The sequence below is a fragment of the Bacillus sp. SJZ110 genome, from assembly GCF_006715455.1.
GTDB lineage: Bacteria > Bacillota > Bacilli > Bacillales > Bacillaceae > Bacillus > Bacillus subtilis.
Genome location: NZ_VFNF01000004.1, coordinates 1 through 14,054, shown reverse-complemented (window position 1 = coordinate 14,054; position 14,054 = coordinate 1). Strand labels below are relative to the sequence as shown.

Annotated in this window: 15 protein-coding genes; 6 read left to right on the top strand and 9 right to left on the bottom strand. The window is 44.7% G+C overall.

Annotated elements, in window-relative coordinates; translation table 11 throughout:
• Positions 1-36 precede the first annotated feature (36 nt).
• The gene (locus FB592_RS12325) at positions 37-1,344 is read right to left on the bottom strand and encodes an MFS transporter (protein WP_085186634.1); all 1,308 of its coding nucleotides are present in this window, start codon (positions 1,342-1,344) and stop codon (positions 37-39) included.
• A 70-nt stretch (positions 1,345-1,414) separates the two neighbouring features.
• Positions 1,415-2,440: an inositol 2-dehydrogenase gene (iolG, locus tag FB592_RS12320; protein WP_032726305.1), complete on the bottom strand. Its 1,026-nt coding sequence runs from the start codon at positions 2,438-2,440 to the stop codon at positions 1,415-1,417.
• Positions 2,441-2,677: 237 nt separating this feature from the next.
• On the opposite strand from iolG, the gene FB592_RS12315 reads away from it, so the two are divergent.
• Entirely contained in the window at positions 2,678-3,325 is a 648-nt protein-coding gene (locus FB592_RS12315; protein ID WP_103803779.1) for a phosphotransferase, read from the top strand.
• Between the two features lie 45 nt (positions 3,326-3,370).
• Here the strand turns inward: FB592_RS12315 and FB592_RS12310 are convergent, their stop codons facing one another.
• The gene (locus tag FB592_RS12310; RefSeq protein WP_141949554.1) at positions 3,371-3,493 is read right to left on the bottom strand and encodes a hypothetical protein; all 123 of its coding nucleotides are present in this window, start codon (positions 3,491-3,493) and stop codon (positions 3,371-3,373) included.
• Here FB592_RS12310 and FB592_RS12305 point away from each other — a divergent pair.
• From FB592_RS12305 to FB592_RS12295, 3 genes are all read left to right on the top strand, one after another.
• Complete coding sequence (locus FB592_RS12305) at positions 3,473-4,024, top strand: DUF5412 family protein (protein ID WP_374953981.1); 552 nt, start codon at positions 3,473-3,475, stop codon at positions 4,022-4,024. The two genes, FB592_RS12310 and FB592_RS12305, sit on opposite strands and share 21 nt — an antisense overlap.
• 6 nt (positions 4,025-4,030) lie before the next feature.
• On the top strand, positions 4,031-4,171 hold the full coding sequence (locus tag FB592_RS12300; RefSeq protein ID WP_029727127.1) for a hypothetical protein: 141 nt from the start codon (positions 4,031-4,033) through the stop codon (positions 4,169-4,171).
• Between the two features lie 163 nt (positions 4,172-4,334).
• Entirely contained in the window at positions 4,335-5,789 is a 1,455-nt protein-coding gene (locus FB592_RS12295) for an alanine/glycine:cation symporter family protein (protein WP_021480230.1), read from the top strand.
• A gap of 40 nt (positions 5,790-5,829) precedes the next feature.
• On the opposite strand, the gene FB592_RS12290 is transcribed toward FB592_RS12295, so the two are convergent.
• The 6 genes from FB592_RS12290 to nadB all read right to left on the bottom strand — a co-directional run bounded on the left by FB592_RS12290 (position 5,830) and on the right by nadB (position 12,190).
• The gene (locus FB592_RS12290) at positions 5,830-6,552 is read right to left on the bottom strand and encodes a YebC/PmpR family DNA-binding transcriptional regulator (RefSeq protein WP_038829636.1); all 723 of its coding nucleotides are present in this window, start codon (positions 6,550-6,552) and stop codon (positions 5,830-5,832) included.
• Between the two features lie 102 nt (positions 6,553-6,654).
• Positions 6,655-7,251, bottom strand: a complete 597-nt coding sequence (sgpA, locus tag FB592_RS12285; RefSeq protein WP_038829633.1) for a spore germination protein SgpA — start codon at positions 7,249-7,251, stop codon at positions 6,655-6,657.
• Between the two features lie 147 nt (positions 7,252-7,398).
• A complete protein-coding gene (gene safA / locus FB592_RS12280; protein WP_021480233.1) occupies positions 7,399-8,562 on the bottom strand; it encodes a spore coat assembly protein SafA in 1,164 nt (387 codons plus the stop codon).
• Positions 8,563-8,678: 116 nt separating this feature from the next.
• Positions 8,679-9,785, bottom strand: coding sequence for a quinolinate synthase NadA (nadA, locus tag FB592_RS12275; protein WP_021480234.1), 1,107 nt, complete (start codon positions 9,783-9,785; stop codon positions 8,679-8,681).
• On the bottom strand, positions 9,772-10,641 hold the full coding sequence (gene nadC, locus FB592_RS12270; protein WP_103803778.1) for a carboxylating nicotinate-nucleotide diphosphorylase: 870 nt from the start codon (positions 10,639-10,641) through the stop codon (positions 9,772-9,774). The genes nadA and nadC overlap by 14 nt, the downstream gene beginning before the upstream one ends.
• Complete coding sequence (gene nadB / locus FB592_RS12265; RefSeq protein WP_103803777.1) at positions 10,595-12,190, bottom strand: L-aspartate oxidase; 1,596 nt, start codon at positions 12,188-12,190, stop codon at positions 10,595-10,597. Before nadB ends, nadC begins: the two co-directional genes overlap by 47 nt.
• A 102-nt stretch (positions 12,191-12,292) precedes the next feature.
• Here nadB and nifS point away from each other — a divergent pair, with 102 nt between their 5' ends.
• Positions 12,293-13,480 carry a cysteine desulfurase NifS gene (gene nifS / locus FB592_RS12260; protein WP_103803776.1) on the top strand — a complete coding sequence of 396 codons (1,188 nt, stop codon included), beginning with the start codon at positions 12,293-12,295 and terminating at the stop codon, positions 13,478-13,480.
• Positions 13,440-13,982 carry a transcription repressor NadR gene (locus FB592_RS12255; RefSeq protein ID WP_004398582.1) on the top strand — a complete coding sequence of 181 codons (543 nt, stop codon included), beginning with the start codon at positions 13,440-13,442 and terminating at the stop codon, positions 13,980-13,982. Before nifS ends, FB592_RS12255 begins: the two co-directional genes overlap by 41 nt.
• Positions 13,983-14,054 lie beyond the last annotated feature (72 nt).

Genomic DNA, 14,054 nt, shown 5'->3' with positions numbered 1-14,054 from the left:
CTTTGCACACGTTTATGATTAGTTTGACCAAAGAGGCTACTGCTTAACCGTTTTATCAAAATTTGTCTGCACATTTTCCCTGACAAACCGTTCCTCCGTATACACATCTGTGCTTTGCTCAGAAATTGTCAAGAATCGCGTCAGAAAGGCACTGAAAAAATACAATGCCGCAAAGATCCAAATCACGCCGCCTGCACCGAGCGGCCCAATGAAAAGACTCACGATGCCCGGCGCGATAAACGCACATAAACCAGATCCCAAATTCAACACTGACATGGCAGCACCTTTATTATCAGGTGCAAGCGTCGGCAAAAGCGCGCTTAATGGAACGTACCCTGCTAAAGCCGCGCCGTAGCAGCAGGCGATAATCATGAGCACCCAATACTGATGCCCGATCAGCTGAGGCGTGTAATACAGCGCCAGCGTAAAAATACCGCATCCGACACCGCCAAACCACATGACCGTATTGCGCCAGCCAAGTCTATCTCCGACTGCACCGAAAATGATATTAAACACAATATTCACAAAAAACAGCGTCCCCCATATTTGCAGCCATTCCGAAACCGAATACCCGTATCGTGCTAAATAAGTAGGAAGAAAGATGGCAAATCCAAATTGTCCTATCGCATTAATCGTCTTGACCACTCCGCCGATGCCTACCTTTGGGTTTTCAAACATAATCGTAAATGCCTTCGACAGTTCTTTCCATTTCGGCTGATCTTGTTTTTGTATCGGAGTAAATTTATCTTTGTTAAAAAATAAGGCAAGAATTCCGCCTGCCGCCACAAACAGTAAAGCGCTCCAAAGCGTATTGATTTCTCCAAAGGCCGGAACTGCATAGCTGGAATAGAACGGACCGAGCACGTTAAGGCCGCACGTAAACATAAACCAAAACCAGCCGACGGCTTTGCCGAGAATATTTTGAGAGGTGCTGTATGACACCCATACGAGAAAAGAGTATGCAAACAGCGGATATCCCAAGCCTCTAAGAGCATAGCTGCCCAAGAGAGCCGGATAATACATATGAGGAATCGCCCAGCCGATAAAAGCGGCCGAACCGAGGATAAATGCAAGCAATCCGACAGTCATCGTTTTTCTCGGCCCCCAAGTTTGGACAAACGTTCCTGAAAGCCAAGCTGAGATGGTGACAGCAATGCCGTACATGGTAAATAACGATGCGGATTGCTGCATACTGAGACCATGATCAACGAGAAAAGGAGACAGCCAGCCTTGTTCGAGGCCGTCTCCAACCATAAAGATGACAACGCCAATATAACCCCAAACCATGTGAGAAGGAATTCCGATTTTGTTCAAAACATTTCCTTTAGCATGTACTGTATTCATTTTCTCCACCGCCTACTTAAAGTATCAATGGAGTATATACCCAAGCTTGCTGAATTGTAATCCTGTTAGATTAAAAAGCGATTTTTTCAGTGTGCTCAATGCTGACAGGCATGCCAAAAGCAAGCGATTGCTGTGCTGCTCTGGCGATCCTTCCGGCCTGTAAACCGTCATTGCCGGTGCAGGGAGTCTCCTGGTTTGTGCCGATCGCTTCTGCAAAACGGAGAATCTCCTCCTCATATGAATCCTTATAGCGTTCAAGGAAAAAGAAATGCGGTTTATCCTTCATCACAAAATCAGCTGTTGACACCTCAACCGTTGTCGGCCTGCTATTGTCAGCCGCTGCAGAGCCTTTCGTCCCGAAAACCTCAACCCGCTGGTCATATCCGTACACAGCTTGGCGGCTGTTATCAATCACAGCCATGGCACCGTTTTCAAAAGTCAGTGTAATAACAGCTGTATCAATATCACCCAGCTCCGCAAAAGAAGGATTCACCAAAGCCGCCCCTTTGGCATACACTTCCGTCACTTCGCTTCCCATAATATATCTGGCCATATCAAAATCATGGATCGACATATCCATAAACAATCCGCCTGACGTACGGACATAATCTATATTCGGGGGTTCTGGGTCCCGGGACGTGATTTTTAATAAATGAGGTGTACCGATTTCACCATTTTCAACAATCGTTTTGATTTTCTTAAAATGAGGATCAAAGCGGCGGTTAAATCCGACTTGAAGTGTTACCCCGTGTTTCCGGACAGCCGCAAGCGCTTCACTCGTTTCGTCCAGAGAGAAACTAACGGGCTTCTCACAAAATATATGCTTTTTCGCCTCGGCTGCTTCTTTGATCATCTGTGCATGTACGGCTGTAGGAGAGCAAATAAAAATAGCATCAATATCAGGATCATGTAATAAATCACGATAATCAGAGGTTATGTATTCAATCTGATGACTGTCGGCCCAGCTTTTTATACGGCTTGCCTGAATGTCAGAGACTGCTTTTATTTTCATGTGAGGAATCCGGCTTATATTTTGAACATGAAGTTTGCCGATGCGGCCTGCACCGATAATCCCTGTCACAATCTGTTTTGTCATGGCTTCTTCCCCCTTGATCATTCACGAAAGCGCTTTATTTAAAATTAATACTATCCCATTTGTAAGCGCTTTTCAAGAATGGAAATTAAAAGTTCTATGTCACTTTTATCACAATTCATGCTTATAAGTAGCCTTCTTCTTCAAGACCAGATACACTAGAATTAGGCTCTTTTTCCTGAACAGTTTATGATTTTCCTATAAACAGCTGCATAAAATAGAGCAAAGAAGGTGAATGAAATGCTGACAAAAGCAGAGGCACTGGCCCATTCCGTCATATACCGCAAGAACAGCAGATTTGATAAAGTCAAAGAGAAATCCGAGGAATTAACACTAATCGGCAAGGGAAGAAGCGCCTATGTGTTTGCCTTAACAGAAGGCGGTCGAAAAATGGCGCTGAAAGTATTTTTTCCGGAATATCGAGCGACAGCAGTCAAAGAAGCAGCGATCTATGAAAAATTAGCCGGGTCCGCATTCTATCCTGACATTTACGAAACTGGCGATTCATTTATTCTCATGGAATATATTAAAGGTGAAACCTTTTATAACTGTCTGAAGAAAGGCATTGCAATCAGTGATGACATGATTCAGCAGGTTGAAGAAGCGCTTTCTGACGCCCGGGCAGCCGGACTGAACCCGTCAGATATTCATTTGCGAAATCTGATATTGACAAAAACCGGGGCGGTGCGGGTGATTGATGTTGCGAGATTTGAGCAAACAAAAACATGCACGCAGTGGGACGACTTAAAATCCGCATATCATGCACTCTACAAAAAACCGATATTCCCCAAAAAGATTCCGGGTTTTTGGCTGGAGATCATCGCATTTTTATATAAGAAAGATTGGTTTCAAAAGCATTTCGCACAGCGGAAAAGAAAATATTCTTAAATCAAAAAGGCAGCCGCACAAGCGGCTGCCTTTATCATGTATTTTTTACTTTCTGACGGCAGAAATCAGTTTCATTTGTTCAGGCGACAGCTTAATTCGATAGCCTCTCACAGTTAAGTAGACCGCTTCTGGGTCCTTCTCGTCGGAATGACAATACGTTTTTTCCATTTCTGTCTCCCCTCACCCTTTATTGGCTTTATTTCATCTTATCATTGCTTTATTAAGGTAATTTTAAAGAAATGTAAAGATCATATGAATCCGATATATAGTAAAATGAGAGAAAAAAAGGGAGAGAGTCACATTAAGACACGCAGCAACATCCCGCTTATTATGTTTGCCCTGCTGGTCTTCTTCGGCGGCGCCATCTATTGGATGTTATTTTCACTAAAAAACGTTCCGAAAGGCAATCTCGTCCAATCGGTTGAATCGCCGGACGGCAGCTATACGTTAAACACTTATGTATCCGAAAACACCTTGAGCTTAGATGCAGCCAGAGGTGAACTTGTAAATGAAAAAACACTTGTCAAGAGAACAATCTACTGGAATTACCCGGACAGCCGCCCAGCAGTGACGTGGATCAATCACAATACAGTGAAAATCGGCAATCAGACTTTACATCTTGATACTGGTGAAACGTATGATTGGCGAAAAGATGATCATTGGATCCGTGAAGAACCGCCGCAGGCGTCAGTGAGGTGATGAAACATGAATAAGATGAACGGAACAAATGATGACAAGCATTTCAATCATTTTGTGATTGCTTTATCCTTTATATACGGTTTGACTGAACTAGGCTATTTGTTGCTGAAAGATTTTATAACAATTGCCATAAGTTTACCTCTGTAGAAAAACGCAGCGTAGTCGATACGCCGCGTTTTTTCTTTTTCCCTTCCTCTTCTTATTGATAATTACAGGTCATATAATGTGACAAATCGATTGTAGAAATAGTTCGATTAGACCAAAATCCTTTTTATACATGTATTCGAATTTGAAGTGAGGGGGAAGCTTGATGGCAGATTTTGTTGCTAGTTTGAATGCGGTCTTATGGAGTACGCCCGTCATTTATATTTTATTGGGAATTGGATTCGCCTTTTCAATTATGACCCGTTTTTTACAAGTCCGACATTTAAAAGAAATGATTGTTCAGATGTTCAAAGGCAAGAGCTCTGAAGCCGGCGTTTCATCTTTCCAAGCGTTATCGATTGCGCTGTCCGGCCGTGTGGGCACAGGAAACATCGCGGGAGTGGCGACAGCAATTGCATTCGGCGGACCCGGTGCGGTGTTCTGGATGTGGGCGATTGCCTTTATCGGGGCGGCGAGTGCCTTTGTAGAATCAACGCTTGCTCAAATTTACAAAGTGAAACAAGATGGTCAATATCGGGGCGGCCCTGCTTATTATATAGAAAAAGGCTTAGGCATTAAGTGGTTTGCCGTCTTATTTGCCGCTGCTGCCCTTATTGCAATGGCCTTTCTAATGCCGGGCGTACAGTCCAACTCCATTGCGGCTGGGATCCAAAATGCATTCGGCATCTCTCCTTTCGTCACAGGGTGTGGTCTGGTTTTATTATTAGGGTTCATTATTTTTGGCGGCGTCAAACGAATTGCCAATGCGGCGCAAATGATTGTTCCATTTATGGCAATTGGATATATCCTGCTGTCTTTGATTATTATTGTCATGAATGTGTCTGAATTGCCTGCTGTGATCTCATTAATATTCAAAAGCGCCTTTGCATTGGATTCCGCTTTTGGCGGCTTAATCGGCATGGCGATTTCCTGGGGCGTTAAACGTGGCATTTATTCAAACGAAGCCGGCCAGGGAACAGGCCCGCATCCGGCAGCTGCTGCAGAGGTTTCTCATCCGGTCAAGCAGGGACTGGTTCAGGCATTTTCTGTTTATATTGACACCTTGTTTGTATGTTCCGCTACAGCTTTCATGATCTTGTTTACCGGCATGTACAATACCCAGGCTGCAGATGGTTCCTTTATCGTTCACCAGCTTAAAGGCGTAGAAGCGGGACCTGGTTTCACACAAGCGGCAATTGACAGTGTTCTTCCCGGATTCGGTGCAGGCTTTGTTGCCATCGCTTTATTCTTCTTCGCTTTTACAACAATTATGGCGTATTACTACATCGCAGAAACAAATATCGCCTATTTAGCACGAGGCAGAGAAAGCAAATGGGCGATGCTTGGCTTAAAACTGATTATTTTAGCCGCCACGTTCTATGGTACTGTGAAAACAGCTTCACTTGCTTGGGCATTAGGGGATGCAGGGCTTGGCATTATGGTATGGCTGAACGTCATTGCCATTGTGCTGCTTGCCAAGCCGGCGCTCCTTGCTTTAAAGGATTATGAGCGCCAAAAGAAGCAGGGCTTAGACCCTGTCTTTGATCCAAAAGCGCTGGGTATCAAAAACGCTGATTTCTGGGAGAAAGAATACACTCATGAAAGTGAACGTGTCTCCTGAACATACTAATACCGGCCCGATATGACATCGTGCCGGTTTTTTATGAGCGATAGTTTGTATACACTTCTTGAACATCATCGTCATCTTCAAGGACGTCTATTAATGTTTCCAGCTTCTCAACAGCCTGATCATCGGCTTCTGCATAGGTATTGGGAAGCATGGTCACCTCCGCCGAAGAAATTAGATATTTCGATTCGAGGGCTGTTTTCACCTCTTCAAAATGCTCAGGCTCTGTGAAAACCTCATATAGGTCTTCTTCAATTCGCAGCTCTTCTCCTCCTGCTTCAAGCACATCAAGCATGAGCTCATCTTCTTCTATTTGCCGTTCAGTACGGTCTATCGTAATGAACCCCTTTCGTTCAAATAAAAAGGCTACACATCCGCTTTCTCCCAGACTTCCGCCATTTTTATTAAAGGCTGTCCGCACATTTGACGCCGTTCGGTTTTTATTATCTGTTACGCATTCAACCATGACGGCAATCCCTGAAGGGCCGTAGCCTTCATAGGTGATTTCTTCATAGCTGCTTCCATCTTGGCCTCCCGCAGCTTTTTTAATGGCCCGATCTATATTTTCATTCGGCATATTGGCGCCTTTTGCTTTTTCGATGACAAGACGCAATGCTGAATTTGCATCTGGATCCGCTCCGCCTTCTTTCGCTGCCACATAGATTTCTTTTGCAAGCTTCATAAATATTTTGCCGCGCTTTGCATCCTGTGCATTTTTTCTTTTTTGAATGTTTTTCCACTTGGAATGGCCTGCCATGTTTTCACCTTCTTTTACATTTTCTATGTACACTTTAATGGGAATTGTTCGCTGATGCAAAGAAAAAGGCTGCCGAATATCACTTCCGGCAGCCCTTCCTTCCTAGCGGTTGTTCATTTTATGAAGTTTTCTGAACAGCCCTTTATCTGTTGATACCTGGACATCACGGCCATTTGCATAGTTGCGCGCTGCTTTTACGACATTATCTCTGTCAGACTTTGTGAACTCTCTATGGCTTCTGACTGCGATAACTACTCGGTCATCCGATACCATAACTTGTGTGTCATTGACGTTTTTCACTTGTTTCACACGGTTGGCAATTTTTGCAGCCAGTCTTCTGTTTTCTTGGTTGTCATACCCGTTGTTCGCTGCATTCCGATTCATGTTTCGGTTATTCGTGTTGTTATATGTTCCGTCAGTTGCCAAAGGAACACGATCGTCAGCAGTAACACGGTCACGGTTATTTACATTCGTGGTGTTTCGGTTACCGTCGTTCTGATCCTCCATTAATTCAGAAACAGGACCATCGTGGTCGATTCCGTCTCCCTGTCTATCGGCGTCATTTTCATTTGTATAATATCCGATTGGACGGGTATTGCCGTTATTGCGCGTATCATTCATAGCATTATCGTTTGCTCCGCATGCTGTTAAGCCGGCTGTCATTAGAATCAGGCTAGCGATCGTCATTTTTTTACCCAATGGAAAAACCCCCCGTGGACGAATTGAGCATGTTTGCTCGCTTTTATCATGTGCGTATGGGGGGCATGTTAAGCTTGTCAGTTCTCTCCATTTGGCAGTGATCTGCTTGAAAACAAAAAAAGGAACGATTTACATCGTTCCGAACGATCACTCATTTTCTTCTTCCGGCCGGCCAAACATTTGGTTTACAGAAGGCTGGTTCGTCATTGGCATAGAAACTCCTGCCGAATATGGGTTTGGATTTGGGTTAGCTGTGCCATATGGCATATTAGGGCTTCCGTAAGCTCCCATTCCCGAATGGCCAGGCGCAGAGAAATATGGCTGATGATCACCGTCACAGCCGCAGTCGTCATGATCTTTGTATGGCATGTAACCATGAGCCGCAGCAGGCTGGTATGCTCCCATTACTTGGGGAGTGCCGTAATAAGGGCCATACGGCATATGTCCATACGGAGATCCATAAGCCGGAGATGCGTATTGCGGCGCACCGTATGAACCGTAATGTCCGTGATGGCTGTTTTCATGATGCTGGTTTTCATAACCCGGGTCATACTGAGGCGATACAAAGCCTGGCTGGTATCCATGCATCGGATGCATTGGATAAGCTTGTGCCGGATAGTACGGATAGCATAATCCTGATCCTGGAAGAATTGGCGAAACAGGCACCGGACACGGTACGAAATGAGCCGGATAATGATAATAAGGCTGAACAGCCGGCATCGGCATATTCGGAACTGTGTGATGAACGTTTTCCTCTTCTACACCGCCTACCTCTGGCGCCTTTGGCATATTAGGCATATTCGGATAATTTGCATTTTCCATATTACTCATAGCCTCCTGTTGTGGAAATTGGTCTTGCATATGATACATATGATCCATATTTCCGTCATGATGTTTTTTCGGCTCCTCCGGTTTAGGAGGCGACCAAGGCTGGAAAAGCTGTTTCATATCATAATAATCGTTCACATCAGCTTCAGGGTACACATTTTCCTGCAAATTAGGCATCGGCGGGACATACGGCATGGACTTCTTTTCTTTCGGCTTTGTGTCTTCTACATCGACAACGGATTTAGGCTTCTCTTTCGCATATGGATGTTCTTGCTTCACACTCCCGGCCGCAGGACTTTTGCCCGCTTTTGGCTCTTTTCTGACCGGGACTCCTTCTGACGGCACTTTTATTTTCATTCCAGGCATGATTAAGTCTGGATTGCTAAGCTGTGTATTGAGTTTTTTCACTTCCTCAACATCGACTCCGTACTTTTCAGCTATTTTCCAGAGCGAATCACCTTTTTGAACGATATGGATTTTCAACGTTTTCCCCTCCTATGCAAAACGTGAACAGTTCAGCTGTGATTACAATATGTTTCTTCACAACATATGCCTGAACAAAAGAAGTTATGAGTAAAGGAAGGGAAAATATTTCTGATCTACGTGATCGAAAGCATTCGATTCAGGGCAAGGAGTGCATCTTCCTGAATGGCTTTTGGCACTTTGATGACGCCTGAAGGTTCTCCTTTTCCAATTTGTTCCAGCGACCACAACAAATGCGGCAAATCAATTCGGTTCATTGTCAGGCAAGGGCACATGTCAGGGTTAAGTGATTCGATTTGTTTATCTGGATGCTTTTGAATGATCCGCTGGACAAGATTCATTTCTGTCCCGATTGCCCACTTACTTCCCGCCGGAGCCTGGTTGATTGTGTCGATAATATATTTCGTTGATCCGTTATCATCGCTTAATGTCACGACTTCGTGTGAACATTCCGGGTGCACAATGATCTGAATGTCGGGGTCTCGCTCTCTCATATCATGGATATTTTTAGTGGTGAATTTCTCGTGAACAGAGCAATGCCCTTTCCACAAAATCACTTTCACATTCGTATGCCCGGATTCAGCTACTAATTCATCTTTCATCGGGTCCCACACAGCCATATCTTCAAGCGCAATGCCCAGATCATAAGCCGTATTTCTCCCTAAATGCTGATCAGGCAAAAATAAAATTCTTTTTTTCTGTGTAAACGCCCATTCAAGCACTTTTTTCGCATTTGAAGAAGTCACAGTTGCTCCGCCATGTTTTCCGACGAATGCCTTGATCTCCGCAGTGGAGTTCACATAAGTTAAAGGTATGATCGTATCTCCAAATATATGCTGAAGCTTCTTCCATGCCCTATTGGTCTGCTGCATGTCAGCCATGTCAGCCATAGAACATCCTGCTCTCATATCTGGCAGGACGACCGTTTGCCGCTCGCTTGTCAGCATATCGGCGGTTTCTGCCATAAAGTGAACGCCGCAAAATACGATATAATCCGCTTCTTTGTTTTTTTCCGCTACTTGGGCCAATTGCAGGGAGTCGCCTGTTTGGTCAGCAAATTGTATCACTTCATCCTTTTGATAATGATGGCCTGGTATAAAGAGCCTGCTGCCGAACTTTTTTTTAATGGCGGCAACGCGCGTTTCCATATCCTTTCTCGATAGTTCTTTATAACTTTCGGGCATCATATCATTCGATTGTTTGATCACATCAAGAATTGACATAACGGCATTCCTCCACAGATTCATTTGATAACGTAACATCCATGCTGATATCTAAACTTTTGACGGAATGAGTCAGAAATCCTAATGAAATATAATTCACACCCGTCCCTTTAAAAGCAGGCAAAGATTCTAACGTAATCCCGCCGGAGGCTTCAGTTTTTATATGATCCGGTGTGAGCTTTGCAAAATGACGGACCGTATCAGGCGGACAGTTGTCAAACATAATAACATCCGCGCCAGCTGCAATTGCTTCCCGCAGCTGTCCCTCCGTTTCAATTTCCACCTCGATATTTACCATGTGCCCTGCGGCCTGACGGGCTTTTTTGCATGCCTCTAAAATAGAGCCGCATGCTGCGATATGATTATCTTTAATCATGATGCCGTCATACAAACCGAATCGATGATTATACCCGCCGCCGGCTCTGACAGCATATTTCTCCAGCATTCTGAGCCCCGGTGTTGTTTTTCTCGTGTCACAAATTTTAATCTGTTCATCATCCAGACACCGAACAGCCTCTCTTGTCATTGTCGCAATTCCTGACAGCCTCTGAATAAGATTTAATACGACCCGCTCTCCTGAAAGGAGCGCAGCTGCGGGACCGTGTAACTCGGCAATCACTTCACCTTTATGCAACATGTCCCCATCTTTTTTGTGTAAAATGATTTGAACATTTTCGTCCAATAACGAAAAGCCTTCTTTTATGATCGCTGCTCCTGCAAAAGTACCCTCTGACTTTACAACAATCTCCGCTTCACAGCTCTGTTCTCCAAAAATAGACTGCGATGTAAGATCCCCTGTCCCAATATCCTCAAGAAAAAAGTGATTCAGTAATTTTTTCAGCTGTAAATGATTCATTGTTCCAAATCCCCTCGTTTTTTCTGATCTTCGTTCCTTTTTTTGTATGGACAATTTGTCTTCCTTGCCAGCTCACCTCAGCATGAGGAAAATCGGTGCGGAAGTGAGCCCCTCTGCTTTCCTCCCGCAAAAGCGCAGAAAACGTCATCAGCTTTGCAGTTTGCCATAGATGAGAAAGTTCCATCTGCCGAATTGTGATATCCTTCACATTTACTTCCTGAAAAGGCAGCGTATGAAGCCAGATGCTAAGCTCAATCAAACTGCTTTGTTCCCGCAAAATAGACATGTGGCTTGTCATTTTGCTTTGCAGTTCATGCACCTCTATATCCGGCACCTCGTAGACGACACTGGTTTCTAGCCCTGATTGATATTGCCTGTTATAAACCGGTTTTTGGATAATATGCTCTGCTGCCCTTTTTCCAAATACCAGCGCTTCCAATAAAGAATTGCTTGCAAGCCGGTTTGCTCCATGTAAACCGGAGCATGCTGTCTCGCCAATCGCATAAAGCCCCGGCACTGTCGTTTCTCCCCAGCGATTAACTGAAACACCTCCCATTAAGAAATGCATTCCCGGAGCAACAGGAATTTTTCCGCTTTGAATATCAACCTCTGCTTTTTCACAAATAGCGGTGATGGTAGGGAAACGCGTTTCAAAATCAGAAATCGCACTGAAGTCTATATAAACGCGATTTCCTTTTGCCATTTCTTCGTGAATAACCCGTGAGACAATATCTCTTGGAGCCAGGTCACCTAAAGGATGCCGTTCAGCCATAATCCTGCGGCCGTTTTCGTCTACTAAACATCCGCCTTCCCCTCTGACAGCTTCTGAAACAAGCCCGTAGGATACACCATTTTTCACAAGCAGTGTCGGGTGAAACTGAGTAAACTCCAAATCCGTTAATTCCGCCCCGGCCCGGTAAGCCAGAGAAAGACCGTCACCTGTGACAGTAGGATCATTCGTATGGTGAAGAAACAGGTTTCCACAGCCGCCGGCAGCCAGCACAACTTCGTCTGCGTGCCTTACCTTGAGCCGCCCTTTGCTGTCTTTTGTCATGACGCCGATACATCGTCCGTCCTCTATAAGCAAATCTGCTGCCATTTCATTCTCGATTAACTTGATTTTGCTGTTGATCCGTTTGAGCAAATAATCGATAAGCAGCCTGCCTGTTGCGTCTCCGCCTGCATGAAATATGCGGTTGTATGAGTGGGCCCCTTCTCTTCCAAGACAAACACCGCCTCGTTCATTGCGGTCGAATGGAAATCCACGCTCCAATAGGCTTTGAACCATCATTTTTCCATCATGTAAAATGTCTGCTGCAATAGCTAGATTATTATGGCCGCACCCTGCGTATAACGTATCCTCCAGATGGGCTTCAATCGAGTCATCTTTTGCATAGGCCGCAGCAATCCCGCCTTGTGCATAGACAGAATTGCTGTTTTTGACGCTTTTTTTTGTGATAACAGTCACTTCGTATGAGGGTGGGAAAGCTGCAGCTAAGGAAAGTGCCGCCGCCCCTGAACCGATGACTGCAATCGTCTTTTTAGACATATGCCATCCTCCTGTTGTTTACACCTGTCTTGACACCTATATTTACACAAGGATAAAATAAACTCAAGAGTTTTTTATGGAGAACGGATGGAGGAAGACCGGATGATTTATTTAGATTATGCAGCGACAACGCCTATTTGTGAGGAAGCCCTTACTGTATATCAGAAGCTTAGTATGGATATGTACGGAAATGCCAGCAGCCTGCATGATGCAGGAGGAAAAGCAAAGCACATACTGGAGTACTGCCGTGAAAAAATCGCCAACATCATTGGCGGAGAAGCAAGCGGCATCTATTTTACAAGCGGCGGCACTGAATCCAATTTTCTGGCCATTCAATCATTGCTAAACGGCCTGCCAAAAACGAAAAGACATTTTATTACGACTGCCATGGAGCATCAGTCCATTCACAATTGCGCTGCTTTTTTGGAACAGCAGGGATATGATGTAACAGTCATTGAACCGAATGAATACGGGCTTATTACCGAGGAAATCTTACTAGCCCATATCCGGCCGGAAACAGGCCTTGTATCTATTCAGCATGCAAATTCTGAAACCGGGATCATTCAGCCCATTCAACACCTGTCTTCATACCTGCACAATAAGGGGATTCTTCTTCATTGCGACGCTGTTCAAACGTTTGGAAAGATCCCGATCAATACAAAAAATCTGGGAGTAGATGCACTCTCAATGTCCAGCCATAAAATCCACGGTCCTAAAGGAGTAGGGGCGGTCTATATCCGGCCGGATGTCCCTTGGAAACCCGTTTATCCTCTGACTACTCACGAATACGGATTCAGAGCCGGCACCGTAAATGTTCCCGGGATCGGTGCCTTCACTGCCGCTGCAGAATTGATCGTAAGCGAAATGGAAAAACAGATATCCCGCAATGAGGCATTAAGAACATACTTTCTAGACCAAATCCGTATTCGGTCTCTCCCTGTAACCCTTGCGGCAGACACTTCGCAAGCAGAATGTCTTCCGCATATTATAGGGTGTTTTTTTCACTCATTTGAAGGACAATATGTTATGTTAGAATGTAATCGGAGTAATATTTGCATTTCAACCGGCAGCGCTTGTTCTGCAGGTTACCACGGTCCGTCTGAAACAATGAAAGCATTAAGAAAAACCGAACAAGAAGCTCTGCAATTTATCCGCATCTCTTTTGGCAGGCATACAACAGCTGAACAGCTGGAACAGTTATTACATACGTTTACAGTGCTTTGGGAACAAAAGAAAGGAGAATTTGATATTGACCGAAGAATTAAAGCTAATGGGCGCCAACAGGCGTGACCAGCTTCTTCTGTGGCTGAAGGAATCTAAATCACCGCTGACAGGAGGAGAACTCGCAAAAAAAGCGAACGTTTCAAGACAGGTTATTGTACAGGATATATCGCTCTTGAAAGCGAAAAATGTACCGATTATCGCCACAAGCCAAGGATATGTATACATGGATGCAGCCGCTCAGCAGCACCAGCAGGCAGAAAGAATCATAGCATGTCTGCACGGTCCTGAACGGACAGAAGAGGAACTGCAGCTCATCGTCGACGAAGGCGTTACAGTAAAAGACGTAAAAATCGAGCATCCCGTGTATGGAGATTTAACTGCAGCCATCCAAGTAGGCACCCGGAAGGAAGTTAGCCATTTCATTAAAAAAATCAATTCTACGAATGCTGCCTACTTATCACAGCTGACCGACGGCGTGCACCTGCATACACTGACAGCACCTGATGAACATCGCATCGATCAAGCTTGCCAAGCCCTCGAAGAAGCCGGCATTTTAATTAAAGACTAAAAAAAGCCCTCTAGAGGGCTTTTTTATAATTGGTAAGACTGGTATGCACCCAGGAGCTTCACTTTGCAGCCG